The sequence below is a fragment of the Sphingopyxis sp. H115 genome, assembly GCF_001468465.1.
Classification (GTDB): Bacteria; Pseudomonadota; Alphaproteobacteria; order Sphingomonadales; family Sphingomonadaceae; genus Sphingopyxis.
Genome location: NZ_LNSA01000020.1, coordinates 21,525 through 47,926 on the forward strand (window position 1 = coordinate 21,525; position 26,402 = coordinate 47,926).

31 protein-coding genes are annotated in these 26,402 nt (G+C 64.9%); 14 read left to right on the top strand and 17 right to left on the bottom strand.

From position 1 onward, the window contains the following. Window position 1: 1 nt before the first annotated feature. The 3 genes from ATE71_RS14335 to ATE71_RS14345 are packed head-to-tail and all read right to left on the bottom strand — an operon-like array spanning window position 2 to window position 2,827. Entirely contained in the window at window positions 2-448 is a 447-nt protein-coding gene (locus ATE71_RS14335; protein WP_058804052.1) for an HPr kinase/phosphorylase, read from the bottom strand. Between the two features lie 53 nt (window positions 449-501). Beyond that, window positions 502-2,115 carry a sensor histidine kinase gene (locus ATE71_RS14340; RefSeq protein ID WP_058804053.1) on the bottom strand — a complete coding sequence of 538 codons (1,614 nt, stop codon included), beginning with the start codon at window positions 2,113-2,115 and terminating at the stop codon, window positions 502-504. Window position 2,116: 1 nt separating this feature from the next. Continuing rightward, entirely contained in the window at window positions 2,117-2,827 is a 711-nt protein-coding gene (locus ATE71_RS14345) for a response regulator transcription factor (protein ID WP_058804054.1), read from the bottom strand. A 246-nt stretch (window positions 2,828-3,073) separates the two neighbouring features. On the opposite strand from ATE71_RS14345, the gene ATE71_RS14350 reads away from it, so the two are divergent. Both ATE71_RS14350 and ATE71_RS14355 read left to right on the top strand, forming a co-directional pair. Continuing rightward, window positions 3,074-4,675 (top strand): phosphoenolpyruvate carboxykinase, encoded by a 1,602-nt coding sequence (locus ATE71_RS14350; protein WP_058804055.1) that lies wholly within the window; start codon window positions 3,074-3,076, stop codon window positions 4,673-4,675. A gap of 48 nt (window positions 4,676-4,723) precedes the next feature. Continuing rightward, the gene (locus ATE71_RS14355; RefSeq protein WP_058804056.1) at window positions 4,724-5,173 is read left to right on the top strand and encodes a hypothetical protein; all 450 of its coding nucleotides are present in this window, start codon (window positions 4,724-4,726) and stop codon (window positions 5,171-5,173) included. Here ATE71_RS14355 and ATE71_RS14360 read toward each other — a convergent pair. From ATE71_RS14360 to ATE71_RS14370, 3 genes are all read right to left on the bottom strand, one after another. Next, a complete protein-coding gene (locus tag ATE71_RS14360; RefSeq protein ID WP_058804057.1) occupies window positions 5,170-6,105 on the bottom strand; it encodes a DUF2268 domain-containing putative Zn-dependent protease in 936 nt (311 codons plus the stop codon). The two genes, ATE71_RS14355 and ATE71_RS14360, sit on opposite strands and share 4 nt — an antisense overlap. Beyond that, the gene (locus tag ATE71_RS14365) at window positions 6,102-7,946 is read right to left on the bottom strand and encodes a DUF885 domain-containing protein (RefSeq protein WP_058804058.1); all 1,845 of its coding nucleotides are present in this window, start codon (window positions 7,944-7,946) and stop codon (window positions 6,102-6,104) included. Before ATE71_RS14365 ends, ATE71_RS14360 begins: the two co-directional genes overlap by 4 nt. A 124-nt stretch (window positions 7,947-8,070) precedes the next feature. Beyond that, window positions 8,071-8,469, bottom strand: a complete 399-nt coding sequence (locus ATE71_RS14370; RefSeq protein WP_058804059.1) for a DUF3597 domain-containing protein — start codon at window positions 8,467-8,469, stop codon at window positions 8,071-8,073. A 172-nt stretch (window positions 8,470-8,641) separates the two neighbouring features. Here ATE71_RS14370 and ATE71_RS14375 point away from each other — a divergent pair, with 172 nt between their 5' ends. Next, window positions 8,642-9,244 carry a DUF937 domain-containing protein gene (locus tag ATE71_RS14375; protein ID WP_058804060.1) on the top strand — a complete coding sequence of 201 codons (603 nt, stop codon included), beginning with the start codon at window positions 8,642-8,644 and terminating at the stop codon, window positions 9,242-9,244. Window positions 9,245-9,276: 32 nt separating this feature from the next. Here the strand turns inward: ATE71_RS14375 and ATE71_RS14380 are convergent, their stop codons facing one another. The 3 genes from ATE71_RS14380 to rplU all read right to left on the bottom strand — a co-directional run bounded on the left by ATE71_RS14380 (window position 9,277) and on the right by rplU (window position 10,932). Beyond that, the gene (locus ATE71_RS14380; RefSeq protein WP_058804061.1) at window positions 9,277-9,885 is read right to left on the bottom strand and encodes a GNAT family N-acetyltransferase; all 609 of its coding nucleotides are present in this window, start codon (window positions 9,883-9,885) and stop codon (window positions 9,277-9,279) included. A gap of 240 nt (window positions 9,886-10,125) precedes the next feature. After that, window positions 10,126-10,395: a 50S ribosomal protein L27 gene (gene rpmA / locus ATE71_RS14385; protein ID WP_058804062.1), complete on the bottom strand. Its 270-nt coding sequence runs from the start codon at window positions 10,393-10,395 to the stop codon at window positions 10,126-10,128. Between the two features lie 48 nt (window positions 10,396-10,443). Then, window positions 10,444-10,932, bottom strand: a complete 489-nt coding sequence (rplU, locus tag ATE71_RS14390) for a 50S ribosomal protein L21 (protein WP_058804063.1) — start codon at window positions 10,930-10,932, stop codon at window positions 10,444-10,446. Window positions 10,933-11,157: 225 nt separating this feature from the next. Here rplU and ATE71_RS14395 point away from each other — a divergent pair, with 225 nt between their 5' ends. Then, window positions 11,158-11,682 (top strand): hypothetical protein, encoded by a 525-nt coding sequence (locus ATE71_RS14395; RefSeq protein ID WP_235588032.1) that lies wholly within the window; start codon window positions 11,158-11,160, stop codon window positions 11,680-11,682. A 119-nt stretch (window positions 11,683-11,801) separates the two neighbouring features. Here ATE71_RS14395 and pspF read toward each other — a convergent pair whose 3' ends face one another. Continuing rightward, window positions 11,802-12,833, bottom strand: coding sequence for a phage shock protein operon transcriptional activator (pspF, locus tag ATE71_RS14400; RefSeq protein WP_058804064.1), 1,032 nt, complete (start codon window positions 12,831-12,833; stop codon window positions 11,802-11,804). Between the two features lie 178 nt (window positions 12,834-13,011). On the opposite strand from pspF, the gene ATE71_RS22550 reads away from it, so the two are divergent. From ATE71_RS22550 to ATE71_RS14445, 10 genes are all read left to right on the top strand, one after another. Then, window positions 13,012-13,182 (top strand): hypothetical protein, encoded by a 171-nt coding sequence (locus ATE71_RS22550; protein WP_160328042.1) that lies wholly within the window; start codon window positions 13,012-13,014, stop codon window positions 13,180-13,182. 102 nt (window positions 13,183-13,284) lie between these two features. Next, on the top strand, window positions 13,285-13,947 hold the full coding sequence (pspA, locus tag ATE71_RS14405; RefSeq protein WP_058804065.1) for a phage shock protein PspA: 663 nt from the start codon (window positions 13,285-13,287) through the stop codon (window positions 13,945-13,947). Window positions 13,948-13,959: 12 nt separating this feature from the next. Next, window positions 13,960-14,235: an envelope stress response membrane protein PspB gene (gene pspB / locus ATE71_RS14410; protein ID WP_058804066.1), complete on the top strand. Its 276-nt coding sequence runs from the start codon at window positions 13,960-13,962 to the stop codon at window positions 14,233-14,235. A 1-nt stretch (window position 14,236) separates the two neighbouring features. After that, window positions 14,237-14,617, top strand: coding sequence for an envelope stress response membrane protein PspC (gene pspC / locus ATE71_RS14415; protein ID WP_058804067.1), 381 nt, complete (start codon window positions 14,237-14,239; stop codon window positions 14,615-14,617). Between the two features lie 53 nt (window positions 14,618-14,670). Next, the gene (locus ATE71_RS14420; RefSeq protein ID WP_058804068.1) at window positions 14,671-14,970 is read left to right on the top strand and encodes a hypothetical protein; all 300 of its coding nucleotides are present in this window, start codon (window positions 14,671-14,673) and stop codon (window positions 14,968-14,970) included. 13 nt (window positions 14,971-14,983) lie between these two features. Continuing rightward, window positions 14,984-15,301, top strand: coding sequence for a hypothetical protein (locus tag ATE71_RS14425; protein WP_058804069.1), 318 nt, complete (start codon window positions 14,984-14,986; stop codon window positions 15,299-15,301). 11 nt (window positions 15,302-15,312) lie between these two features. Beyond that, window positions 15,313-15,576 carry a hypothetical protein gene (locus ATE71_RS14430; protein ID WP_037554916.1) on the top strand — a complete coding sequence of 88 codons (264 nt, stop codon included), beginning with the start codon at window positions 15,313-15,315 and terminating at the stop codon, window positions 15,574-15,576. A gap of 29 nt (window positions 15,577-15,605) precedes the next feature. Further along, window positions 15,606-15,866 (top strand): hypothetical protein, encoded by a 261-nt coding sequence (locus ATE71_RS14435; RefSeq protein ID WP_058804070.1) that lies wholly within the window; start codon window positions 15,606-15,608, stop codon window positions 15,864-15,866. Window positions 15,867-15,889: 23 nt separating this feature from the next. Further along, the gene (locus ATE71_RS14440; RefSeq protein ID WP_058804071.1) at window positions 15,890-16,135 is read left to right on the top strand and encodes a hypothetical protein; all 246 of its coding nucleotides are present in this window, start codon (window positions 15,890-15,892) and stop codon (window positions 16,133-16,135) included. A 132-nt stretch (window positions 16,136-16,267) separates the two neighbouring features. Then, a complete protein-coding gene (locus tag ATE71_RS14445) occupies window positions 16,268-16,678 on the top strand; it encodes a SufE family protein (RefSeq protein ID WP_058804072.1) in 411 nt (136 codons plus the stop codon). A gap of 275 nt (window positions 16,679-16,953) precedes the next feature. On the opposite strand, the gene ATE71_RS14450 is transcribed toward ATE71_RS14445, so the two are convergent. The 7 genes from ATE71_RS14450 to ATE71_RS14480 form a co-directional block, all read right to left on the bottom strand. Further along, on the bottom strand, window positions 16,954-19,539 hold the full coding sequence (locus tag ATE71_RS14450) for a TonB-dependent receptor (protein ID WP_058804073.1): 2,586 nt from the start codon (window positions 19,537-19,539) through the stop codon (window positions 16,954-16,956). 289 nt (window positions 19,540-19,828) lie between these two features. Continuing rightward, window positions 19,829-20,428 (bottom strand): hypothetical protein, encoded by a 600-nt coding sequence (locus ATE71_RS14455; RefSeq protein ID WP_058804074.1) that lies wholly within the window; start codon window positions 20,426-20,428, stop codon window positions 19,829-19,831. Then, window positions 20,425-21,693: an ATP-dependent Clp protease ATP-binding subunit ClpX gene (gene clpX / locus ATE71_RS14460; RefSeq protein WP_058804075.1), complete on the bottom strand. Its 1,269-nt coding sequence runs from the start codon at window positions 21,691-21,693 to the stop codon at window positions 20,425-20,427. The genes ATE71_RS14455 and clpX overlap by 4 nt, the downstream gene beginning before the upstream one ends. A 189-nt stretch (window positions 21,694-21,882) precedes the next feature. Further along, complete coding sequence (clpP, locus tag ATE71_RS14465) at window positions 21,883-22,533, bottom strand: ATP-dependent Clp endopeptidase proteolytic subunit ClpP (RefSeq protein ID WP_058804112.1); 651 nt, start codon at window positions 22,531-22,533, stop codon at window positions 21,883-21,885. Between the two features lie 150 nt (window positions 22,534-22,683). Beyond that, window positions 22,684-23,022, bottom strand: coding sequence for a ferredoxin FdxA (gene fdxA, locus ATE71_RS14470; RefSeq protein WP_058804076.1), 339 nt, complete (start codon window positions 23,020-23,022; stop codon window positions 22,684-22,686). A gap of 171 nt (window positions 23,023-23,193) precedes the next feature. Next, window positions 23,194-23,493 (bottom strand): RNA-binding S4 domain-containing protein, encoded by a 300-nt coding sequence (locus ATE71_RS14475; RefSeq protein ID WP_058804077.1) that lies wholly within the window; start codon window positions 23,491-23,493, stop codon window positions 23,194-23,196. Continuing rightward, on the bottom strand, window positions 23,493-26,261 hold the full coding sequence (locus ATE71_RS14480; RefSeq protein ID WP_058804113.1) for a helicase-related protein: 2,769 nt from the start codon (window positions 26,259-26,261) through the stop codon (window positions 23,493-23,495). Before ATE71_RS14480 ends, ATE71_RS14475 begins: the two co-directional genes overlap by 1 nt. Between the last annotated feature and the right edge of the window lie 141 nt (window positions 26,262-26,402).

Sequence of the window (26,402 nt, forward strand, 5' to 3'; positions counted from 1 at the left end):
CTCACTTGCTGCCGCCCAGCCGGTCGAGCGCGAGCAGGATCTTGATCGGGGCGGATGCTTCGAACGCCGACAGCACCAGCAATGGCAGGGCGTGGCCGGCAACACTTTCGGCCTGTCCTTCGGAGGGCATGCGTTCATAGCGTTCGGCGAGGCGCACCGCGAGCGCGAGCGGGACGGGGGCGGTCCACGGCTGTTCGACGATGCCAAGCCCGCGGACCTCGATCTTGCCGGCGAGTTCGGCGGGGGGGCGGCACCACAGGCGGCCGCGTTCGAACCAGATGTCGCAGCGGTCGTCGGCAACGAGCCGCGCGCCGCGATCGATCAATCGCAGCGCGAGATCCGACTTCCCTTGACCCGAGAGGCCAAGCAACAGGACGCCGCGACTCCCCGCAGCCACACAGCTTGCGTGAATGTTGGTGAAGTCGGGTCTGGTCCGGCTCGGCAGCATGGACGACGCTTACCGGCGACGAAGCGGTGCGGCAAGGCGATAGGCGGATCGGATCAGGCCGATTCTGTCCCGCCTTCGCGCGCCGGAAGCGTGATCAGCAGGCTGCCCCCCTGCCTGCCGTCGTCGCGGTCCTTGGCGTTGATCGTCCCGCTATGGCCCTCGACGATCGTTCGCGCGATCGCGAGGCCTAGCCCGCTGTGGCGGCCAAAGGCTTCGCTGGCGGGCCGTTCGCTGTGAAAGCGTCGGAAAATAGCCTCGCGTTGCGCCGGATCGATGCCTGGACCGTCGTCTTCAACCTTCACATGCACTTCGTCGCCGAGCCGGGTCGCGGAGATGCATACAAGGCCGGAGGGGGGGGAGAAGCTGATCGCATTGTCGATGACGTTGTCGATGGCGCGTTCGAGCCGGTGGCCGTCGCCCATCACCATCGTCGTGCCCTTGCGCGGGCGCGCGAAAGCGATGCGCGGCTGTGACACATCGGCGTCGTCGACGCGCGCCGCGCGCGAGGCGAGCATCGATTCGATCATGATGCCGACGTCGATCGGTTCGAACAAGGTGCGCGACAATTGCGCGTCGACACGGCTTGCCTCGCTGATGTCGTTGACCAGCCGGTCGAGCCGGCGGACGTCCTCGTCGGCGATGCTGAGCAGCTGCGCGCGTTGCTCGTCACTATGGACGCGTCCCAGCCCTTCGATTGCCGAACGCACCGAGGCGATCGGATTCTTGAGCTCGTGCGTGACGTCGGCGGCGAAATGCTCGCCGGCGTCGATGCGTTCGCGCAGCGCCTGCGTCATGTCCGACAGCGCGCGGGCGAGCGTGCCGATCTCGTCACGGCGGCTTGGCAGGCGCGGGACGACGACCTCGCGCGCCCGGCCGAGCCGGACGCGCACCGCGGCCCGCGCAAGGCGGCGTAGCGGGCGGACGATCGTACGCGCGAGGAAAAGTGACAGCAGCACCGAGGCGAGTAGCACGACCAGAAGGACGATCGCGATGCGGAAGCGCTCGGCGCGGACGGTGCGCGTGATGTCGCGCGCGTTCAATGTCATCAACACCGTCTGCGGCGTTTCGATATCGACGACACGTGCGGCGCTGAGCAGCGGGGTGCGTTCGGGGGCGTATCGGAAGCGGCTCGTCGCGATGTCGCCGGTCTGCGCTTCCATCACTTCGGGCCAAGCACGGGCGTTGTCGACGCTGGGTTCGGTGAAGTCGGGGTAGCTCGGCGCACCGACGATCCAGTCGATGCCGCGGTCCATTGCGCGCGCGGCATCGCGTTTCCACGGCTGCAGATCGGGGTCGCGCAGCGTATAGGTCGGGGGTCCGGTTTCGAAACTGTCTGAGATGCGCGTGCCGTCGGCGGCATAGAAGCGCAGCCGTGATTCGGTCGCCGCGGCAAATTCGTCGATCAGCCGCGCGCGCTGGTCGGGGCGCGCTGCCTCGAGCGCGCGGTCGAGCATTGCCAGCTGGTCCTTCATCACCTCGATCCGCGTGTCGACGAGCCGGCTGCGATAGGTGTCGAGATAATAGAAGCCGCCGGCGAGCAGGGCGATCGCAAGGATATTGACCGCGAGGATGCGCGTCGTAAGCGACCAGCGTGCCGACCAGACGAGCGGCGATTCCTCCTGCTCGGCGATGCTCGCGTCGGGTTTCAGGGCGGCGGGGCCGGGCATGTCAGGCCTCGTCGGCAAAGCGATATCCCGCGCCATAGAGGGTGGCGATTGCGTCGAATTCGGGATCGACCTCGCGGAATTTGCGCCGCAGTCGCTTGATGTGGCTGTCGATCGTGCGGTCGTCGATATAGACATCCTCCTGATAGGCGGCGTCCATCAGCTGGTTGCGGCTGCGCACAATGCCCGGCCGTCCCGCGAGCGTTTCGAGGATCAGGAATTCGGTGACCGTCAGCGTGACATCCTTGCCGTCCCAGCTGACCTTGTGGCGTGCGGGGTCCATGCTCAGCCGGCCGCGCGTGATCGGCTCGGCGACGGGTTCGTCGTCGTCGCCGGGCGTCTGCCGGTTGAGCTCGACGCGGCGGAGGATCGCGCGGATGCGCGCGATCACGAGGCGCTGCGAAAAGGGTTTGGCGATATAGTCATCGGCGCCCATCGCAAGGCCGAGCGCCTCGTCGATCTCGTCGTCCTTGCTGGTCAGGAAGATAACGGGAAGCTGGCTTTTTTCGCGCAGGCGGCGCAGCAGTTCGAGCCCGTCCATGCGCGGCATCTTGATATCGAAGACGGCGAGGTCGGGCGGATTGTCGATCAGCGGCTTCAGCGCCGCCTCGCCGTCCGAATAGACGCGCGTCACAAAGCCTTCGGCCTGGAGCGCGATCGACAGCGATTGCAGGATGTTGCGGTCGTCGTCGACCAGCGCGATGGTTGCCGTCATGCTCTTTCCGTTGGCCGACCTTGATCCGCGGATTAGCCGATCCGTCGCCCAGGGACAACCGCGCACGGTCCATCGCCGATTCACCCTATAATCTTTTGACCTCGGCGCGCATCCTCGCTAACGCGGCCGGGATTTCGGAATCGACGACCCGTCGGCACCCCATGTTCATGCGGGCCCAAACGCTTTTGCATGACATGTGTTGCATACCTATGCAGAAGGGTCGCGGGCCAAGGAAAGGCGAGAGAGATGACCAAGGTTGTGATCGGCAGCGACAGCGTCGAAACGCAGGCGGAAGTGGCCGAAAACTGGGGCACCGCACAGCTGGTCGAGGATGCGGTCCGCCACGGCGAAGGCCGCCTCGCCAAGGACGGCCCGCTCGTGGTCGCAACCGGCAAGCACACCGGCCGCAGCGCCAAGGACAAGTTCATCGTCCAGGACGATGAAACCCGCGACACCATCTGGTGGGGCAAGACCAACGTCCCCATGACCCCCGATCATTTCGCGGCGCTCAAGGCCGATTTCTTCGCGCACCTCGCCGCGCGTCCGCGCCTTTATCGCCAGCAGCTGTTCGGCGGGTCGCAGCCCGAACACCGCGTCGCGGTGCAGGTCGTCACCGAATTTGCCTGGCACAGCCAGTTCATTCGCACCTTGCTCTGCCGCCCGACCGCGGCCGAGCTCGCAGGCTTCGCGGCCGAATATACGATCGTCGACCTGCCCAGCTTCCGCGCCGACCCCGCGAAGCATGGCACGCGCAGCGAAACGGTGATCGCGGTCAACTTCACCGAAAAGCTGATCCTGATCGGTGGCACGCAATATGCCGGCGAAATGAAGAAGTCGGTGTTCGGCATCCTCAACTATCTGCTCCCGGTGAAGGGCGTGATGCCGATGCACTGTTCGGCGAATATCGGGCCGAGGGGCGATACTGCAGTCTTTTTCGGCCTGTCGGGCACCGGCAAGACGACGCTGTCGGCCGACGCCAGCCGCACCCTCATCGGCGACGACGAGCATGGCTGGTCGGACACCGCGGTCTTCAATTTCGAGGGCGGCTGCTATGCCAAGATGATCCGCCTCTCGTCCGAGGCCGAGCCCGAGATTTTCGCGACGACCAAGCGCTTCGGCACCGTGCTCGAAAATGTCGTGATGGACCCCGAAACGCGCGAACTCGATTTCGACGACGCGAGCCTCGCCGAGAACAGCCGCGGCTCGTACCCGATCGACTTCATTCCGAACACGTCGGACCAGAATATGGGGCCGGTGCCGCAGAATATCATCATGCTCACCGCCGATGCCTATGGCGTGCTGCCCCCGATCGCGAAGCTGACACCGGATCAGGCGATGTATCACTTCCTGTCGGGCTATACCGCGCGCGTCGCCGGGACCGAAATCGGCGTGACCGAGCCCGAGGCGACCTTCTCGACCTGTTTCGGCGCGCCCTTCATGCCGCGCCACCCGTCGGTTTACGGCAATCTCCTCAAGGACCGCATCGCCAAGGGCGGCGTCCAGTGCTGGCTGGTCAACACCGGCTGGACTGGCGGCATGGCGACGATGGACGGTATCAAGCGGATGCCGATCAAGGCGACCCGCGCGCTGCTCAACGCCGCGCTCGACGGCAGCCTGAACGACGCCGAATTCCGCAAGGACCCGAACTTCGGCTTCATGGTTCCCGTCGCGGTCCCGGGCGTCGATTCGGCGCTGCTCGATCCGCGCGAGGCCTGGGCCGACAAGGCCGCCTATGATCGCACCGCGCAAACGCTCGTCGGCCAATTCATCGACAATTTCGCGCAATTTGCCAACCATGTCGACGAAGGCGTCCGCCAGGCTGCACCGCAGGCAGCCGTTGCCGCATAATTGACCCGGATCGCTTCCGGGTGGCAGTTCACCCGGAAGGACCGGACAATGACCATCGATTATTCGCCGCGCCTGTTCGAGCGCGACTCCGACATCCGCGCGCTGGGCGAGGGGCTGCTCGCCTGCGCCTTGCCGCGCGAGGCGTGGACGCATGAGGCGCATCTTGCCGCATGCCTGTGGCTGCTCGCCGAGCGCCCCGACATCGACATCGACGCCGACATCGGCACCATCATCCGCCGCTTCAACGAAAGCGTTGGTGGGGTGAACGACGACCACAATGGCTATCACGACAGCATCACCCGCGCCTATGTCGCGGGGGTCCGGCGCTTCCTGACGGAGACGGCCGAGACCGGCCTGACCGCGCGCGTCAACGCGCTGCTGCACGCGCCGATGGGCCGCCGCGACTGGCCGCTGCGCTTTTACAGCCGCGAGCGATTATTCTCGGTCGCGGCGCGGCGGGGGTTTGTCGAGCCGGATCTGGCGCCCTTGCCGGCTTAAAGCGCCATCCCCGGCGTCCATCCGCTTTCTGCCAAGAAGGTGGCGGGATCCCGCATTTCGATGATCTCGCGCAGCGCCGCCTTCTTGTCGGGCGACCGCGCATAATGCGCCTTAGCAACGCGATAGCCCACCCAATAGCCAAGGTCGCCCGGCCAGCCATCGCTGCCCTGCTGGTTATAGAGCCAGCGTGACCCGATCGCGACCTGATCCTTTTCGGCCAGGAAGGCGGTTTCCAGCTCGGCCTCGCGGCCCTTCGTCCATTTGTGGAGCAAGGGGAAACCGACCGAGCCCGAAATCTGTTCGGCGACGAACTCTGCAGCACCTTCGACCAGCGCGGCGTGGAGCACCGTCTCGTCGCGGCTTTCGGTTTGCGCCAGCGGTTGCTGGGCATGGATATATTCGTGCGCGATGACATGGACGAAGCGATCCTCGTCGTTCGCTTCGATAAATTTGGCCGAACACAAGGCTTCAAGCCCTACGTACAGCCCCTTGGCGTTGGCCGCTGCGGCGGGCGTACCACGGCTGATCGCAATCGTGATCGGGGGAAATATCGCTTTCGGGTAGAGTTCCGCCAGTCGGTCGGTCGCCGCGATCAAGCGGCCACGAACATTGCCGAGCGTGTTCGCGCAGCTCCGCGCGTCGCGGTAGAGCTCGGGCTTGTTGCGCAGCGCTGCCGCGACCCGTTCGGGCGTGATCCGACGCATCGCCATGAACTCGACCAGCCCCGGCGACGGGGTGGCAAGGTAGCGCGCGGCAAGCGCGTCGGGGTCCGATGCGAATTTCGGATCGTCGTAGAGCGCAAAGAAACGCTCGACGTCGGAGGTTTCGATCACCACGCGCGGCGTCGCGGCGGGGGAAGCCGAGGCTTGGGCTACCGCGGCGGCGGTTAGGGCCGCCACAAGCGCAACGGCCGTGGTCGCGCGGCGGCTCATGCTTTCGTCTCCCGAATATATTCGGCGACATTCTGCGCCAGCACGTCGAGCGGGACGTTGCCGCCCTTGACCACGACATCGTCGAAATCCCTGAGGTCGTATTTTACGCCCAGCGCCTTTTGCGCCAAGCCGCGCTGCCGGACAATCTCGCTGTGCCCGACCTTGTAGCCGCACGCCTGCCCGGCCCAGCTGCAATAGCGGTCGACCTCGCTGGCGACTTCGAGCGGGTTCGAGCCGTTTTCCTTGACGAAAAACTCGACGCCCTGCTCGCGCGTCCAGCGCTTTGCATGGAGGCCGGTGTCGACGACAAGGCGGCAGGCGCGAAAGGCGAGCGACTGGAGATAGCCGAGCCGTCCGACCTCGAAATCGTCGTAGAGGCCGAGCTCGTCGGCAAGCTGCTCGGCATAGAGCGCCCACCCTTCGGAATAGGCGTTGAACGCCAGCATCGTGCGAATGAGCGGCATCTGGTTGGCATATTCGCCCTGCCACACATGCCCCGGAATCGCTTCGTGCATCGTCAGGTCGGGGAGCGAATATTTGCTGTGCAATTCGGTGGTGCGCAGGTTGATCCAGAATTTGCCCGGCACCGTCCCGTCGATCGACCCCGCACCGCCATAGGCTGCGGGCGCACCAGGCTCCTCGGCGAGCGGCAGGCGCTTCACCTCGACATTGCCCTTGACCAAGGTACGGAACGCGCGCGGTAACTCTGCGCGGATCTTGCCGAGCCAGGTCTGGATATAGGCGTGGATTTCGGCGCGGCCGGCATCATTGTCGGGGAATTTGAAGCGCGGATCCTTGGCGAGCGCGTTCATCCGGTCGCCGACCGAACCCTGCGTATAGCCCAGTTTCTTCAGGATCGGGTCCATCCGTCCGTGCAGTTCGGCCAGCTCGTCGCGGCCCATTTGGTGGACCTCTTCGGGCGTCATCCGGGTCGTCGTCGAGGCGCGCAGCCCCCACGCATACCATTCGTCGCCGCCGGGGCGCGCCCACAGGCCCGCGTCCATCGTCGCTTTGGGTCGCTGGGCCGTCAATTCCGCAAGCTGGCGTTCGAGCGCGGCGACGACCGGGCCCTGCACGATCTTTGCCGAGCGGGCGTTCCAGTCGCCCCCGATCTTCGCCTCGCCGGTGCGGCGGACGAGGCTTTCGACCATCGATCCGCCGCCCTTGGCGTCGGCGATTGTCGCTTCCATCTGCTTGACCGCCTTGTCGATAAGGAAGGCGGGCGCGATCAGGCCCTGGCCGCCCGCGGCTTTCAGCCGTTCGGTCTCGCCGTCGAGTACGCCGGGAAAGGCGTTGAGGCGCGAGAGATAGGCTTCGGCATCGGCCGACGTCTTCACCGGATGGTCGCTGTCGAGGAACTTCGGAATGTCGAGATAGGCGCCGACATTCTGGATCACGACATAGGGCATGTTGCGCCACCCGCCGACCGCGACGTCGCCATAGGGCAGAGCAAAGCCGTCGAGCGCGACACCATAGGCGCTTTCGACGACCGAAAGGCTGGTGCGCGTGCTGTGGTCGAGCCCGGCCTTGTTGAACGCGCGCACGCGCGCGATGTCGGCCTTCAGCGTGTCGACCACGGCCTTCTGCCCCGCCGCCGAGCGGTCGCCAAGCTTGCCACGTTCCGCGGCGCGCGCGCCGGTGTCGATGCCGAGCGAGGTGGCGCCCTCGGGCGAGAGGGCGAGAAGATTGTCGGCGATCGAATCGAGCAAGGCATGCGCGCCGGTCTTTGCGGGGCCTTGCAGCGCGGCAGCTGGGCCGGAGAGCGCCAGGCCGGCGGTTCCTGCGCCGAGCGTGGCGAGCGTCTGACGGCGGCTGACGGGGATGGAAAGCGGATGTTGCACTGGCGGCTCCCTGCGACTTGTTTCTGTTGAAACCTGTCTAGGGACGCGTGCGTCGCGGTCAACGAAAAGGGGCCGGGAAAGCCTGCGCGCCCCTGGCCCCTCGTCGAAATTTATCGGCTTTTTGTCAGTCGGTAAGGTCGGCGGGGACTTTGCCGCCGTTGGCGGCCAGCTCGCGCATCACGGCCTTGTGCAGCCAGATGTTCATCTCGGCGCTGCCGTCGAGTTCGCCGGTATAGCCGAGTTCCTGCGCTAGTTCCTTGCGGTTGGCGAGGCTCGAATCGATGCCGAGCAGCTTCATCAGGTCGACGATCGACGTGCGCCAGTTGAGATCCTGTCCGGCGTTCGCCGCCTCGGCGGTGAGGATCGCATCGACATCGACCGGAGCGGCGGTCGCGGACGCCATCGCCTGCGTCGCGGCGTCGAGCGCGCTGCCGACGGGGCTGGGGGCTGCGGGCGCCGCGGGTTCCGCGGCGACCGCCTTCTTGCCGAAGATGGCGTCCTTGATCTTGCCGAAAATGCTCATTGTCTTGGCTCCCACTAGATGCGGCCCGGCCCGGGGGCGAGTCGAACGACCGCAGGCTAGGACTATGCATTTGAAAATGACAGTCAAATGAACGGCTCGTCCTCGGCCCGCACCCTGCTATACTCCCGTTGCGGGTACGGTTCGCCCCGTACCGGAGTGGGAGTATGACAGCATGAACCTGACCGACATATTGGCGCAAGCCGGCGGCATCGAATCGATGGCGAAAGAGCTGGGCATCCCGCCCGCGATGGCCAAGCAGGGCGCCGACGCTTTGCTTCCCGCGATTCTCGGCGGGTTCAAGAAACAGGCCCAATCGGGTGGCGGGATCGAGGGGCTCGGCGGGCTTCTCGGCCAGCTCGGCGGTGGCGGGCTGCTCGATTCGGTGCTGGGGCCGCAGCCGACGCCGGTCGAACAGGGCAATGACGTGCTCGGGCAGATTTTCGGGTCGAAGGACGTCAGCCGGACAGTCGCGGGGCAGGCAGCGACGCAAACGGGGATCGATTCAGGCATCCTCAAACAGATGCTGCCGATCCTCGCGATGATGGTCGCGGGTTATATGGCGAAGCAGGGCGGGCAGTCCGGCGAGGGCGGCGGGCTTTCGGGCGGTCTGGGCGGGATGCTCGGCAATGTGCTCGGCGGCGCGCTGGGCGGCGGTACCGCGCCCTCGGCAGGTGGTCTCGGCGGCCTTGGCGGCCTGGGAAAGATGCTCGACATGGACGGCGACGGTAACCCGCTCGACGATATCATGGGCATGGTGAACAAGATGCGCGGATAGGTGGCGTCCCCTCCCGCAAGGGAGGGACGCGCTTACGCCGCCATCAGGCGCAATTCCTCGCGGAAATCCTCGTCCACCCCGATGCGGCTTCGCATCGGGGTGACACCAGCATCGGCATCGGCATCGCCTTCCTCGAACAGCGCGCACGCCGCCTCGCCGCCGCGCGCGAGGCTGTAACGCTGCGCGACCTTGCCGGTCGGGCGAAAACCGAGCTTGCGCAGCACCGCGCCCGATGCGGGATTGTCGATGAAGTGCCCCGCCGACAGTTTCGGCAGGTTCATCGCACGCGCGATGTGGAGCAGCTGGCGTCCGGCCTCGGTCGCAAAACCGAGACCCCAATAGGGGCGCGCGATCCAATAACCCATTTCGGGGGCGCCCTCCAAATCGGCGTCAGGGCTCGGCGAAATGCCGCAGCCGCCGACAAGGCGCGGTGCGCCACCGGTGCGGGCGAAAATCAGGAAACGCGGCTGATCGGGGTCGATCGGCTTGCTGAGGAATTCCTGCGCCTGCGCCTCGCCATAGGGCCAGGGGGCGGTCGCAAGGTTGCGGACCACCGCCTCTTCGCCGATGGCGCGGGCGAGCGCGGGGGCGTCTTCCAGCCAGCCGGGCCGCAGCAACAGTCTTTCGGTACGCGCGAACATTCTTCTAACTCCCAATGCCTGTCGCCATGGCGCCAGATGGTGACGCTTTGACGACATTCGATATCGAGGGAGATGGATGGCCCCGTTTTCGCGCCCGATCGTCTCAAGTGACGGATTTCGAGCAAGAAAAAAGGGAGTCCGGGGTGACCCGTCTCCCTCTTTTCGAACCTTGTTTCCGCTTGAGGCGGAAAGGACAGCTCCGGGTCATCCCTTGGATGGACGACCCTTTGGCGATCGTCCTTATTCGGCGGCTTCGGCCATCATGTCGACCGATACATATTTGCGGCCGAGCTTGCCGTCATGGAATCGGACGCGGCCGTCCGCGGTCGCGAACAGCGTGTGGTCCTTGCCCATGCCAACGTTGACACCCGGGTAAACCTTGGTGCCGCGCTGGCGCACGATAATGTTGCCGCCGATCACTTCCTGACCACCGAACTTCTTCACGCCAAGGCGGCGGCCGGCTGAGTCGCGACCGTTGCGCGAAGAACCGCCTGCTTTCTTATGTGCCATGACTGATGCTCCTTAATTCGTTCGAGGGGCCGAGCCGCGTTACCGCGCTCAGGCGTCCTTCTTGGGGGCTGCCTTCTTGGCAGCGGGCTTCTTTTCGGCGGCTTCGGCCTTGGGGGCGGCTTCCTTCTTGGGAGCGGCGGCCTTCTTCGGCGCAGCTTCCTTCGCGGGAGCAGCCTTGGCTTCGGCGGGAGCAGCTTCGGTCTTCGGAGCGGCTTCCTTCTTCGGCGCGGCCTTCTTTGCGTCGCCGACGGCGAGGATGCGCAGCAGCGTCAACGACTGGCGATGACCGTTGCGGCGGCGGTAGTTGTGCCGGCGGCGCTTCTTGAAGACGATGACCTTTTCGCCGCGCGTCTGGGCGATGATCTCGGCCGAAACGACGAGGCCTTCGGCGCTCTTCACTTCGCCGCCGTCGCCGGCCAGCAGGATGTCACCGAGCGACACGGTGTCGCCAGCTTCCCCGTCGATCTTCTCAACGGCGATCTTGTCTCCAGCGGCGACGCGATACTGCTTGCCGCCCGTGCGCACGATTGCGAACATGGTCTTCCATCCAATCAGAAACTAAAACACCCGCGCTGCCAGTCACCCGCCAAAGCAGGCGATTTTTCCGGCATGCGGGAAAGTCAGCGCCACTAGCGAGCCAGGGGCGCGCTGTCAACCGCATATTTCCGCGCTTTTTGCGGTTTTGTCACGGGCGGAGCAATCGGACGGCGCTGCGCCCCGATTCGCGCTTGCTGCCCGGGCTTGCCGCCCATATCAGGAGCCATGATGAAGCGCGCCCTCTTTTTATTGCCCCTGTCGGCTGCTGCCTCGCTATCGCTGACCGCCTGCGCATCGGCGCAGAACGGCTCTGCGCCATCGCTTGCAAAGCGCCCGGTCGAGGGGCGATTGGACGTGGCGCCGCCCGCGGTGGTCGTCGCGCCGCCGGGGCCGCTGCCCGCCGACCTCGCGGGGCGCCTTGCTCGGTGGGAGGCCGATGGTGCGGCGGGGCAGCAGGGCTTTGCCGCCGAACGCGCCTCCACCGCGGCGCTCGTGTCCGCCGCGGCGGGCGCCCCCGTCGCCAGCGAACGCTGGGTTGTGGCGCAGCAGGCGATCTCGCGCCTGATCGCCACGCGTGCGCCGCTCACCGGCGCGCTCGCCGATATCGACCGGCTCTATCTCGAACGCAGCGTCGACGAGGCGATCGACGGCCTGCCCGATATTTATGCGCTGCGTGACCGGCTTGCCGATCTTGTCTCGACGCAGGATGCAGTGATCGAGGCTTTGAGCAGCCAGTTGTCGGGGCAATAGGGCGTCCCGCATTCGTTACCCGGACACCCCCGACTTGATCCCGGGCCATTCGCGGGCCGATGCGGTGAATGCCGGATCAAGTCAGGCATGGCAATCATGACAATGACGTGGGGGTCGCGCTACTGATTCAGCCCATGCTTCTTCAGTGCGTGGCGAATCTGGTCATAGCTCAGGCCCAGCGCTTCGGCCGCGACTTTCTGGTTGAAGCGGCAGCGTGCCATCGTGTCGGACAATATCTGCCGTTCATAGGCATCGACTGCCGCGCGCAGGTCGCTCACGGGGCCCGAGGGCGGCGCGGTGGCGCCGGTCGCCGCCGGCGCGCTCACGGCGGTCGCGGGCGTCTCTGCCTTCGCTGCCGCCTTGCGCACAGCGGGCTGCCAGGGGCTCGCAAAGGGATCGAAGGTCAGCGCGTCGACAGGCTTTTCGGGATCGGCCCAGCGATAGATGGCGCGCTCGATGACATTGCGCAGTTCGCGGACATTGCCGGGCCAGTCGTGACCCTCCATCGCCGCGAGCGCGCGTGGGCCGAAGCCCGGCCACTCTTCCCAACCGAGCACCGCTGCCATGCGCTGCCCGAAATAGGTTGCGAGCACTTCAATATCGCCTTCGCGCGCGCGCAGCGGAGGCAGGGTGATGACCTCGAACGACAGCCGGTCGAGCAGGTCGGCCCGGAACCGGTTTTCCTCGACCAGCGCGGGCAGATGCTCGTTCGTCGCCGCGACGATGCGCACATCGACGCGGATCGGGCGCGACGATCCGACGCGCGTCACCTCGCCATATTCGACCGCGCGGAGCAGCCGTTCCTGCGCACCCATCGATAGGGTCGCGAGTTCATCAAGAAAGAGCGTGCCGCCGTCGGCCTCTTCGAAGCGCCCGGCGCGGCTGCGCGTCGCGCCGGTGAAGGCGCCCGCTTCATGTCCGAAGAGTTCGCTCTCGATCAGCGTTTCGGGCATCGCGGCGCAGTTCATGATGACATAGGGGCGATCCCAGCGCGCCGACAGGCGGTGCAGGCGCTCGGCGATCAATTCCTTGCCCGTCCCGCGTTCGCCGATCACCAGCACCGGGCGGTCGAGCGCGGCGGCGAGGCTGGTGCGTTCGACCGCGTCCTGGAAGGCTGCCGATTGACCGATGAATTGCGTTTCGCGCTCCATTCCCAATCATTGGCAAAATCTCCCGTTGATTGGCAAGTCAAATCGATACCCGAGGCCGTTTAAGCGTGAAATTTCGCGCTTTTCCGCCGCTTGGTGCAATTGGCACGCCTCCTGCAATGATTTCGACGAACCGGCGCAGATCGTGCCGGTGCAGCGAAAAGCAGAGGAGGGTTGTCCCATGAAGTCGATGTTTGCCCAAGCCGCCACCTTCGTGCTCAGCACGGCAGGCGCGTTGGCCATCCTCGTCGGCGTGATCGACCAGCCGCAAGCCGCCGCCAGCATCACCGGCACCCCTGCCGGCCCGCTGGTTGCCGCTGTCATGTCCCCGGCGGTCGGGCCTCTGGTCTGACCGGCACTGGTGCCGGGGCACTCTCCCCCCTTGCCCCGCCCCGGCACCAGCCTTTTTTCTGAGAACAGACACAGTCTCAAGATTTTCGACAGGAGTTTCAAAATGGGTATTTTCTCACGAACCCGCGACATCATCGCCGCCAATGTCACCGACCTGCTCGACCGGGCCGAAGATCCCGAAAAGATGATCCGCCAGATCATCTTCGAGATGAACGAAACGCTCGTCGAAGTCCGCGCCTCCGCGGCCCGCACGATCGCGGACCAGAAGGAAATGCGCCGCCACGTTGCCAAGCTCGAAAGCCTGCAGGACAGCTGGAAGGAAAAGGCCGAACTCGCGCTGTCGAAGGACCGCGAAGACCTTGCCACCGCCGCGCTTGTCGAAAAGCAGAAGGCCGGCGACATGGCCGAGCGGCTGAAGGGCGAGATCACCGTCCTCGATGACGCGCTCAAGGGCTATGAAGACGATATCGCCAAGCTGCAGAAGAAGCTCAGCGAAGCGCGGGCGCGTCAGTCGAGCGCGGTAAACCGTCTCGAAAGCGCCGAGAATCGCTACAAGCTGCGCGAGATGACCCGCGGCGACCGCGTCGAAGACGCCTTCTCGCGTTTCGAGATCCTCGAACGCCGCGTCGACGAAGCCGAAGGCCGTGCCGATGCGCTGAACCTCGGCTACAAAAAGTCGCTCGACGAAGAGATCGCCGAGTTGCAGGCCGCCGACAAGGTCGCCGACGAACTCGCCGCGCTGAAGGCCGCGCAGGGCAAGAAATAAGGAGCCGGACCGATGGAAGAAATCATCATCGTCCCGATCGTCATCGGAACGCTCTTCCTCGGTCTGCCCTGGCTTATCCTCCACTATATCACCAAGTGGAAACAGGCCAAGACGCTGACCGGAGAAGATGAACAGCTGCTCGACGAACTATATGATACGGCTCGCAGGCTCGAGAATCGTCTTCATACTGTCGAACGCATCATCAGCGCCGACCATCCCGACTTCCGCCCCGCGGTGCGTAGCGATGAAGACCTGGCGCAACTCGAAAATATGACCAGGAGGAACTGAGATGTCTGCCAGCCGCACGAAATTCTACCTCGACAAGCAGAACGCCAAATGGAGCGGTGTGTGCGCCGGGATCGCGGACTATAGCGGGATCGACGTCCTCTGGGTCCGCGTCGGCGCGGTGCTGCTCACCCTGATGGGCGGGTTCCCCTGGACGCTGATCGCTTACTGGATGGTCGCCTGGATGGGCACGCCCAAACCCTTCGCGCTCTACGGCTCGAACGAGGAAGCGAAATTCTGGCAGGGCGTGCGCTCGAACCCCAGCGCGTCGACCCGCGACATCCGCTCGCGTTTCCGCGACATCGATCGCCGGCTTGCCGACATCGAGCAATATTATACCAGCCACAACCGCCGCCTCGCCGACGAGATCGACGCGCTTCGGTAACGCGGCGCGCTGAGCGGAGCGCCCCGGCGGGCAAGGCAACAGGGAGATAGAAAATGAATTTCGGTGGTACCGGTTTCGTCCTCGCCATTATCGCATTGTCGATCGGCGGCTGGATGTTCACCACCTGGATCCGTGCCAAGCATGGCTATCCGGTTGAAAATGAATGGGGCGGTACGGTTCATCGATCCGACCCCGACGCTGATCGAAAAATCGCGCTGCTGGAGGGCGACAATGCCAAGCTGGCGGATCAGGTCAGTCGGCTGGAAGAACGAATTTCGGTGCTCGAACGCATCGCCACCGAAAATCATGGACAGGCGGCGCAACTCGCCGACCAGATCGACCGCCTGCGCTGAGAGGATATAGACGATGAATTTGGATGTGCTGAACACCATTGCCCCCGTCGCCGCGATCGTCGGCCTGGCCGGGGTCGCTGGTTGGGTTTTCACCACCTGGCTCCGCGTCAAGAACGGCTATCCGCTCGAAAACAGCTGGGGCAAGGCCGTCTATCCCAAGACAAGCGACGAGGCGATGGAACGCGTCAAGCTGATCAGCCAGGAAAATGCCCAGCTGCGCGCCGAACTCGGTTCGGTGAAGGACCGCCTCGCGGTGGTCGAGCGCATCGTCACCGACGAGGGCCACCGGCTGAGCCATGAGATCGAGGCGCTGCGGCGCCCGGCGAACTGAGGAGAGCAGCCATGGAAGCCATCGTCATCCTCCTGATCGTTGTCGGACTGCCCGTGACCCTCGGCATCGGCTACGCCGCTTATGAGCGCCACCTGAAGTTTAAGGAACGGCAGTTCAAGGCGATCACCAACGAGACTGCCGAAAAGGCCGCTCAATATGCGGCGCACACCGAACGGCTGGAGGCGCGCGTCCGCGTTCTCGAGCGCATCGTTACCGACAAGGGAATTGATGTCGCCGACGAGATCGAAAAGCTGCGCGACGCCCCGCTCAACTGATAAGAAAAAGATAGGAAAGGAACCTCCCCATGGGCCCGTTTGAAATGGTCATCGGTATCGTCCTCATCGTGACGATCGGCAGCATCGTCCGCGCCAAGCATGGTATCCGTCGCGATCGCCACGGTAACGACTATGTCGCCGGAAACGACGCCGAGACCAAGGCGCTGCAGGCCGAGATTCGCGCGCTCAAGGACCGGATCCAGGTGCTCGAACGCATCGCCACCGACAACAACCGCGCCGTCACGCTCGATCAGGAAATCGAGAAACTGCGCGACAGTAGCAAAATCTGAACGCCGGCAAAGGAGCGACGCTCATGGCTTTCATCACCCCCGACTTCACCACCGCCGCCGTCGCGCTCAGCGGGCTCAGCATCGTCAGCCTGGTCGCGCTGCGTGGCTGGCGCGACTGGATCCAGCTGAAGCGCGAGGAACTCGCGGCGGGCCACACGCCGCTCGCGCACGACCCCACGGTGCCGCACGCGGGTTCGCGGATCGAGATCGCCGACCTCAAGGAACGGCTGCGCAAACTGGAAGCGATCGCGGCGGGGGTCGACCTCTAAACGTCCCTCTGTCCGACGCGGCATCGGCCCGCTCCGCTGTCAGTCGCCCTCCGTCCGGCGGCTGACAGCGGAGCGGGCCGATGTCGTTTCAGGCCCTTCCAACTTGGCGGCATCTGTGCGAGGGGCCCGCCCATGCGCAGCCTCGACGACATTTTCGAAGAATATGATTTTCTCGACGGCGACGATCGTTATCGCCTACTCATTGAGCTCGGCCGCGGGCTGGAGCCGATGCCCGATGCGCTCAAGACCGACGCGACGCTCGTGCGCGGCTGCTCGGCCAGTGTCTGGGTCTATCCCGTGCCGCGCGAAGACGGGCAGCTCCATTTCCTCGCCGACAGCAATGCCGCGATTACCAAGGGCATCGTCGCGCTGGTGCTCGCCGCCGTGCAGGAGAAATCGGCGGCCGATGTCGCAGCGATGGACGTCGCCGCCGCGCTCGCGCCTTTCGACCTCACGCGCCAGCTGTCGTCGAACCGGACACAGGGTGTCCCCAATATGATCGCGCTGGTGCAGGACACCGCGCGGCGGATCGCCGCCGTCTGAGGCGCGCCGCGTCGTCGCCCGGCGGGGCTGCGGCTTGAGGGCAGTTTTGCAGGTGGAGGAACTGCCCCATCGTCCCCCTTGGTGAACCCGACGAAAGCCGGGGCCCAGTGCGGAAAGCGCAAGGTTAGTGCTGGAATTCTTGGCCGGCTTTTGCCGGGGTTCACATCTCGAGTGGCAGCAAACGGTCGAAACCCGCCGCTTAAGTCCGCCGTCCATCCAAAAGGAAAGGGCGCGGGAGTTGCCTCCCGCGCCCCTTTTCCTTCGTTTGCCGCGACTTAGAAGCCGACGATGAACGATGCGCTGATGGCGCGCGGCGAGCCGAAGTTCACGAACGACGAGCTGGAGCTCGCGAGCGTGTCCAGGCCGCCGCTGAACGAGCCGACATAGAATTTGTCGAACAGGTTGCTGATGTTGACCTGGATATAGCTATTCTCCAGACCGGCGCTGGCCAGCGAGTAGCGCACGTCGAGATCGACCACGGTGTAACCCTTGAACTTGGCGCCGGGGAAGATCAGCTTGCTATCCCCATTGCTGTCGACGGCGGTCTGGATGACGCCATTGATGTCGTTCAGGAAGCGTGAGCTGGTGCGCTTCGCCTGGACGCCAAGGGTGAGGTCACCCAGATTGCCCTCGATGCGACCACCGTAGAGGAACTTGGGTGCTCCGCGTTCACGCTTGCCGCTGGTGCGAAGATAGGCAACGCCACCCTCCACATAGCAGAGATCCGCGAGCTCGATATCGCTGTCGATCGCGCAGCGCGACGTAACGGCGTCGTCCTGAATCTTCGATTTGATGTACGAACCGAAGACATACAGCGAAAGCTGCTGGATCGGCTTGTAGGCGATGCTCGCATCGACACCATATTTCTCGACCGGGCCGAGGTTGGTGACGGTGCCGTTGCCATCGATATCATAGGCGGTGACAAGGCGGTTCTTGTACTTGGAGTACCAGCCGGTAACGGCCGCCTGAACCTGCGACGTCGAATAGCGTACGCCTGCGTCGAAGCTGTCCGACGTTTCCGCCTCGCGAAATGCGGCGGCACTGCCGTCTGGGAACGAGAACGCGTTATACAGCGCGTCCGTGCCCGGGACCGAGATATTCTTCTTGTAGCTGGCGGCCAGGCTGAATGCGGGCGTCAGTTTGAAGGCCAAACCGGCCGACGGCAGCAGCTTGTCATATTTCAGCGTCCGTTCCTGGGGAACAGCCGATCCGGTCGCGCGACCTGTTGCGGGGTCGAACGAATAGGGGTTGGCAGCCATATAGGCAGCCACCTGATCCTCCGGAACGCAGTCGACAAAGCCGCCCGTGCTGGTGGTGAAACAACGCTGATCAAGTTCGCGCTTGAAGAAAGGCGCCGTCAGGCCAAGCTGGACCGTAAGCCGTTCGTCAAGGAACTCGCCGCGATATTCACCGGCCACCTGATGCAGCGTCGCGTAGGACAGGCGATTGCGCTTTTGCAGGATATTGCCATCGGGATCGAGGATCGGATCGTTGATCGCGAAAACGTCGGTCGGCTCGCCATTGGGGAACAGGAAGCCGGCGGCGCCGGTCTGCCGGTGCCGCGCGCGATCGAAGCTGTACGACAGGCGAACACGGTTGAAATCGTTGATCTCATAGGCGAGGTTGGCGATCGCGACCCAGCGGCGGGTATTCGTCTGGCTCGGCTGAAGAACGGTAACCCTTCCGTCAGCGGCGCCGTCGTTGTTAAGATCGCGACCGAAGTAGAATTGGCCGCCATAGTTGCCGGTGCCGGTGAAGATCACATTGCCGTCATCGTCCTCTTGGACGAAGGCAGCTTCGTTCGCCGAGGTCGTGCCGCCGCCATTGGCCTTCACATATTGCCAGGCGCCGTCGAGCGAGAAGGTCAGGCGATCGGTCAGCGTGAAGAGCGACTGCCAACGGATATTGCCGGTGTTCGACGGGTTATAGCGTCGCTCGAAATCAGTGCCGCAACGGTTGGGCGTGCCGGTTTCGCTGAGCGTGCAGGGAAAGCCGCCGCTGATTTCATAAAAGCGACCGTCCTTGTCGCCAGTGAAGGCATTGGCACGGAACGGCGAGCCGCCGAAGTTGTTGCGGTTCTGGTTATAGTGGCCGGCGATTGCGATGAAGTCGCCATTGTCGCCGATCGGCTGATAGATTTTGCCGTTATACTGCTGCTTCTTGATGTCACCATAGTTGGCAAAAGCGGCAACGTTGCTGGTCGTCGAGGCCGAGAACCAGGCCTTGGTACCCCAGGGCGTAAAGGTGCCGGTCTGGATCATGCCAAAGACGCGGTGATAGGGACGGTCGCCCGAACCTTTCGCGATGATGTTGCCGTAAGATGCGCTGACCATCGCGCCGAGTTCGTCGCTCGGGGTCAGGGTGTTGATGTTGACCGTGCCGCCGACCGCAGCAGCGGTGGGGCTATCAACGTCGGTCGAGCCCAGGTTGACGTTGATCGTTTCGACCAGCTCGGGATCGACCTGCTGGTTGGTGTAGATCGCATAGTTGCCCGAATCGTTCAGCGGGATGCCGTCGAAGGTCTGCGAAATACGATCCGATTCGAAACCGCGGATGGTGAAGCTGCCGCCGCTCGATCCCCAGGGATCGTTGTTGGTGAAGCTGACGCCGGGGACGAGGTTGATGATTTCGTTGATCGACTGGCCAGGGCGCTGGCGCTGGATCAGTTCGGCGCCGACGACGACTTTGGCCTTGGGCGAATCAGGAATCTGGATGCCGGCGACATCGCGCGAGGTCGAACCGGTAACGACGATTTCATCATCAAAGTCCGACGAACCCGTCGACTGGGCAAAGGCGGGCGTGGAAAGCAGCGCGACCGGAAACAGCGCGCAGCTGGCGGCAAGCGTGTGACGGAATTTCATTTCAGGATGTCCCCTTGGTGGTACAATCGGCTGGCGCGCGACACTGGGGCGCGCTTGACCTGCGAGCGCCCCTGAAGCCCGCATGTGGCACGATTGTGACAGCAATTGTGACAGTGCAATCCCTGCGCGCCCCGCAGAACGGCCGCCCGCCGGAAAACCGCGAAATTCCATCGGCCGCCGCGAATTATCCACAGCGCATGCGTCGCTTTTTCCGGCTACTGTTGCTGCATTGCAACAATTTTAGAGTGGGAGCGGCTGTCGAGTCGTGAAAACGGCCGGGGTCAGGATCCTAAGGTTGCGACGGCAGGGGGCCAAGGTTCGCCGCCGCGATTGCCGCGGCGGTGCGCCGGACCATCTCGGCCGGGGGCGGCGAGGGCATCGTCGCGCGGATCTTGATCAGCCAGTCGCCGCGCTTCACCAGATAAAATCCGGTCTTCAGGCTCATCTCACGCACGCGTCCGTCGAACCATCCGCTCTGCAAGCCGGTCGCATCGACCGTAGTACCCTCGGGCGCGAGCGCCGGGGTGGCGCGAAAATTTCTGGCGATCGCGTCGACTACGCCGGCGCCCGCGGTTTCGATCGCCTCGCCGTCGGCGGGGTAGACATAGAGGTCGACCCACGCGTCACCACCGGCCCCGCCCTTCACCGTATATTGCACCGACACGTCGCCGGGGCCGAAGACCGTGACCTTGCGCGCCGGCATGTCGCCGAGACTGCTCGGGAAGATATAGCCTGAGGCGCGGTGGATGAAGCGGTCGCCGTCGCGCAGGACATCGGCCGTATCGCTGACTTCGGCAACCAGTTTGGAGACGGGTTCGGCAAAAGCGGGCGTCGCGGCGACCAGCGCCGTGCCGACCGCGAGGATCAGGCCGGACGCGCCCCTCTTCATGCGGCGTCGCCGGCCTCTTTCGCCTTGTCGGCATAGACGCGCACCGGATCCTTGCGCCCCTCGACGACGTCCTTGTCGACGACAATCTCGACCACATCGGTGAGGTCGGGCAGGTCGAACATCGTGTCGAGCAGGATCGCCTCGACGATCGAGCGCAGCCCGCGTGCTCCGGTCTTGCGTTCGATTGCCTTCTTGGCGACCGCGACCAGCGCGTCGTCGGTGAAGGTCAGCGACACGTCTTCGAGGTCGAACAGTTTCTTATACTGTTTGACGAGTGCGTTCTTGGGCTCGCCGAGGATCTTGACGAGAGCGTCGATGTCGAGATCCTCAAGCGTCGCGATGACCGGCAGACGGCCGACGAATTCGGGGATCAGACCGAATTTCAGCAAGTCTTCGGGCTCGATATTCTTCAGCACTTCGCCCTGGCGGCGCTCGTCGGGGCCGGCGACATGCGCACCAAACCCGATCGACTTGCCCTGCAGGCGGTCACCGATGATCTTTTCGAGGCCGCTGAACGCGCCGCCCGCGATGAACAATATGTTCGTCGTGTCGACCTGCAGGAATTCCTGCTGCGGATGCTTGCGCCCGCCCTGCGGTGGGACGCTCGCGGTCGTGCCTTCCATCAGCTTGAGCAGCGCCTGCTGGACGCCTTCGCCCGACACGTCACGGGTGATCGACGGATTTTCGGCCTTGCGGCTGATCTTGTCGATTTCGTCGATATAGACGATGCCGCGCTGCGCCTTTTCGACATTATAGTCGCTGGCCTGCAGCAGCTTCAGGATGATATTCTCAACATCCTCGCCGACATAACCCGCCTCGGTCAGCGTCGTCGCATCGGCCATGGTGAAGGGGACGTCGAGGAAGCGCGCGAGCGTTTGCGCGAGCAGGGTCTTCCCGCTGCCGGTCGGGCCAACGAGCAGGATGTTCGACTTCGCCAGTTCGACATCTTCGCCGCGGCCGCTGTTCGCAAGACGCTTGTAATGGTTGTGGACCGCCACCGACAGGACGCGCTTCGCCTTGTTCTGGCCGATCACATAGGAATCGAGATGCTGGCAGATTTCGAGGGGTGTCGGCACCGCGCCGTCCTTGCGCGCCGCAATTCCGCCCTTGATCTCTTCGCGGATGATGTCGTTGCACAGCTCGACGCATTCGTCGCAGATGAAAACGGTCGGCCCGGCAATCAGCTTGCGGACTTCGTGCTGCGACTTGCCGCAGAAGGAGCAATAAAGGGTGCTCTTGCTGTCCGAGCCACTCAATTTCGTCATAAAACTTCCTATGGAGAGCGCAAAAGGGGCTCTGCCGTCCTTATCCTAGCCCCCGGTCACCCAATTACAATATGGCAATTGGGTGACATGGGCGCAATGTTTCCGCCTAGCGCCAACCGGCCAAGCGGATGTCAACAAACGCGGTTACCGGGGGATTTCGCCGGTGAGCGGCGCGGCCCCGCTGGCGCATCAGGGCGTCGGGCCTTCGCTTACATCCTTGGGCGCTTCGTCGCCGGGCAAGCCGGGGCGGCGGTCGTAGACATGGTCGACGATACCGAATTCCTTTGCCTCGTCGGCTTCGAGGAAGGTGTCGCGGTCCATCGCCTTCTCGATCTCTTTCAGCGATTTGCCGGTATATTTGACGTATAGGTCGTTCATCCGCTTGCGGATACGCAGGATTTCCTTCGCCTGGATTTCGATGTCCGACGCCATGCCGCGCGCGCCGCCCGACGGCTGGTGGACCATCACGCGCGCGTTGGTCAGCGCGACGCGCATGCCGGGCTCGCCGGCGGCGAGCAGGAAGCTGCCCATCGACGCGGCTTGGCCGATGCACACGGTGCCGACACGCGGGCGGATGTACTGCATGGTGTCGTGGATCGCCATGCCCGCCGTGACGACACCGCCCGGCGAGTTGATGTACATATAGATGTCCTTCTTCGGATTTTCCGATTCGAGGAACAGCAGCTGGGCGACGATCAGCGAGGCCATATTGTCCTCGACCTCGCCGGTCACGAAGACGATCCGTTCGCGCAGCAGGCGGGAGAAAATGTCGAAGCTGCGTTCGCCGCGGCTCGTCTGTTCGACGACGACGGGAACAAGGGCGGCGAGCGGGTCGATCATTGGAAATTCGTCCTTCATTATAGAAGCGCCCTGCCGAGAACCGGCGGGCTGGCCCCTTCGCCATCCTACATCGTCGCCAAACGGACCTGTTTCAAGAGGGCAAAAAGAAGGGGCGGGAAAGTCCCGCCCCGCTGTCTCGTATCGAAGCGATCAGTCGCCTTCGCCCGGTTCGGGCGAGAAATATTTGTCGAACTTATCCTCGACGCCCTTGAACTCGTCGGCGTCGGCGGGGGTTTCCTTCTTGACCGTGATGTTCGGCCATTCGGCGCTGAACTTACTGTTCACCTCGAGCCATTTTTCGAGGCCGCTCTCGGTGTCGGGCAGAATCGCCTCGGCGGGACATTCGGGTTCGCACACGCCACAGTCGATGCATTCGTTCGGGTTGATGACGAGCATATTCTCGCCCTCGTAGAAACAATCGACGGGGCACACCTCGACGCAGTCCATATATTTGCACCGGACGCAGGCATCGGTGACGACATAGGTCATGGGTTCAGCTCCCTTTGTCGGCGGCACCCTTGCCGTCCGACATCCATTGGACCCGCCTCTATTCCGCGCGGACGCGGCACGTCAACGCAAAGCGACAGTTGCGAATCACTCTCAATCGATATGCAAAAGCCGACGGTTTCGGGCGACAGCTTTTCCTCTTGCCCCGATAGTTCAGCTGGGGGCGGCGGGCGCTTCGGCCTCGAGGCGAAGGTAGCACGCCTGTGCCTCGGGTGCGGGGCCGCGGCGCAGCGGCAGCGAGAGCAGGCGGATCACCTCGATCCGCTCGCCGACCGGAAGCACGAGCGTCGATCCGGCGTGCACCGCCGCGGACGAGCGCGTGACGCGCCGCCCGTCGAGCCTGATATGCCCCGCCTCGACCATTGCCTGCGCGATGCTGCGCGACCGGGCAAAGCGCAGGAACCACAGCAGCTTGTCCAGCCGGATGCTTCCCGCAGCGCCCGGGGTCGGCATCAGTCCTCGCGGCTTTCGGCGAGCAGCGCCGCCAGCCCGGCAAAGGGGCTGTGGGGTGAAGGGCCGCGCCGTGCGGGGCGCTCGCCGCGCGGCGGGGGCGGAGTGGCGGTCCGGGGCGGCTTGCTGCGTTTGCCCTGGTGCGCGCCCTTCGCCGCGCGCTCGGGCGCGCGCTTCGCATCGCCGTTCGCCGGCGTCGATCTTGCCTGTTCGGGGCGCCGGGGCTGTCCCTTCCGGCGTTGACGCTTTTCGGCCGCCTTGCGCAGCCCCGACCAGCGCCAGCGTTGCAGCGCGGGCTCGCCAACGGCGCGGAATCCGAAGCTGCCGAGCAGCGCCCGGCGGGTTTCTTCGTCGAGCCCGAGCGAGGTCGCGAGCGCCGGATCGATCACGAAACCGGGCGGCGGCGCGCCGTGCGCTTCCTCGCTATGGTCGTCATGATGATGGTCGTCGCCGCCCGCCACCGGCGACGTTGGCGGCGCCGCGGCCTGCATGCGCGCCGCATGCGCCTGCCGCGCGAGTTTTTCCGCCATATCGATGCGCAGCCAGCCATTGGCGCAGCGGCGAAAGCCGGCGATGGCGAGGCCCGCTTGGCTGCCGTTCTTTTGCAGCACCGCGCCGTGCGGGGGCAGCGCGGGGACCGGCGTGCCTTGCTGCGCCGCGATCAGCGCGGCGCGCCAGCGCACCGCCTCGGGCTTCAGCAGCAGCGGGTGGAAAATGTCGAGCGACCCGATGGTGAAGCCAAGCTTGCGCAGCTGCGGCCGTTCCTCGGGCGTCAGCGCCCCAAGCTGGTCCTCGACTGCCGCGCGGGCGATCGTGCCGCTGGTATCTGTCAGCGCCGCGAGCAGCGCGCGTACGCGCGGCGGCGTGAAAAGGTCGCCCGCCGCTTCGCCCATCGCGGCAAGCGGCCCGGCGTGGCGCGCCAGCTGCGCCGCGACAAAGCGTTGCAACCGTTCGGAAATCGCCTGAACCTGCGCGGGTTCGAGGCGGCGGAGCGACGCGTCGATCTGGATCGCGGGCTGCACCAGCGTCGGCCCGCGCGTGAGAGTGGCGACGACGTGGCCGTGCCAGGCGAGCCGCGGCGCGGTTCCCGCTTCGGCGACGAGCGACAGCGCGCCGTCGTCGCCTTCGGCCAGCGCGGTCGCACGGCGCGCAAGTTCGGCGCGGAGATGCTTTTCGGCGGCGGCGAGCAGCAGCCGGTGGTCGCTCGCCTTGGCGAACGGATCGACCTTGAACTGAAAGCCCTTGAGCGTGCCGATCGGCTCGCCGTCGACGGCGACGGTGCCGTCGGCGCCGACCGCGACGGGCAGCGCGGCATGGCGCTGCCCGGCATCGCGCAACAGCAGCGCTAGGCGGCGGTCGACGAAGCGCTGCGCCAGCGCCGCGTGGAGCGCGTCGGACAGCCGCGATTCGAGCAGCTGCGCCTGCTCGGTCCATCCCGCCGCATCGGCGGTCCAGTCGCCGCGTTGCGCGATGAAGCAAAGCGTGCGGACGGCGGCGATGCGGCTCGCAAGCTGGTCGATGTCGCCCTCAACATCGTCGAGCCGCGCCAGGCGGCGCGCAAACCAGTCGGGATCGATCATCCCGTTGCCGTTCGTGCGCCACTGCCACAGCTTGAACACGGTGCGGCTGTGATGCTCCGCGCCCAGTTGTTCGAAATCGGGAAGACCGCAAACGTCCCACAGCCGCTGCACGGCGTCGAAATCGCCGCCGCGCGCGCGCACTTCCATGTCTCCCGCCAGATGCCGCAGCACCGCGATATCGACTGCCTCGGGCGCTGCGCGCAGCATCGGCTGGTCCGGCGGCTGGGCAAGATCGGCGAGCAGCTGGTCGAGCGAGCCGAAGCGCGGGGTTGGGTTGCGCCAGAACAAGCTGGACAGCGGCGGGAAATAATGGCCCTCGATCGCCGCGATTTCCTCGGGCGTGAAACCGCCCTGCGGCAGGCCGACGGTACCGAAATTGCCGTCCTGCTGGTGACGCCCGGCGCGGCCCGCGATCTGCGCCATTTCGGCAACCGTCAGGCGGCGGAGGCGCCGTCCGTCGAATTTCTGCAAGCTGGCGAAGGCGACATGCTGGACGTCGAGATTGAGCCCCATGCCAATCGCGTCGGTGGCAACGAGATAATCGACCTCGCCCGCCTCGAACATCGCGACCTGCGCGTTGCGCGTTTTGGGGCTGAGCGCCCCCATCACCACCGCGGCGCCGCCCGAAAATCGGCGCAGCATTTCGGCGATCGCATAAACCTCCTCGGCCGAGAAGGCGACGATCGCCGATCGTTTGGGCAGGCGCGACAGCTTCGACGACCCGGCATAGCTCAGCGTCGAAAAGCGCGGGCGGGTGATGATTTCGGCGTCGGGAACCAGCCCCTTCACCAGGCCACGGATGCTCGCCGAACCGAGGATCATCGTCTCCTCACGTCCGCGCGCGCGCAGCAGGCGATCGGTAAAGACATGGCCGCGTTCGGGATCGGCGCCGAGCTGCGCCTCGTCGATCCCGACGAAGGCGACATCGCGCGTCACCGGCAGCGCTTCCATCGTGCCGAGCACGTAGCGCGCGTCGGGTGGCATGATCCGCTCTTCGCCGGTCACGAGCGCGACCTGCGCCGCGCCCTTGATCGCGACGACGCGGTCATAGACTTCGCGCGCAAGCAGGCGCAGCGGAAAGCCGATCATGCCGCTGGATCGGGCGGTCAGGCGCTCGACCGCCAAATGGGTTTTGCCGGTGTTGGTGGGGCCAAGGACAGCCTTGACCGGTTGGGAAGAGGGTGGTGTCATTATCTTGCCCGCCAAGCTGGCATGAGCGCAGCCGCGGCGCAACAGCCGATCGTCGAACGGCAGGGGCGAGGCGGTTTTTTCGCTGGCGCTTGCATAATATCCCAACCCCGACACGATTCGCCGCAACGCCTTTCGACGAAC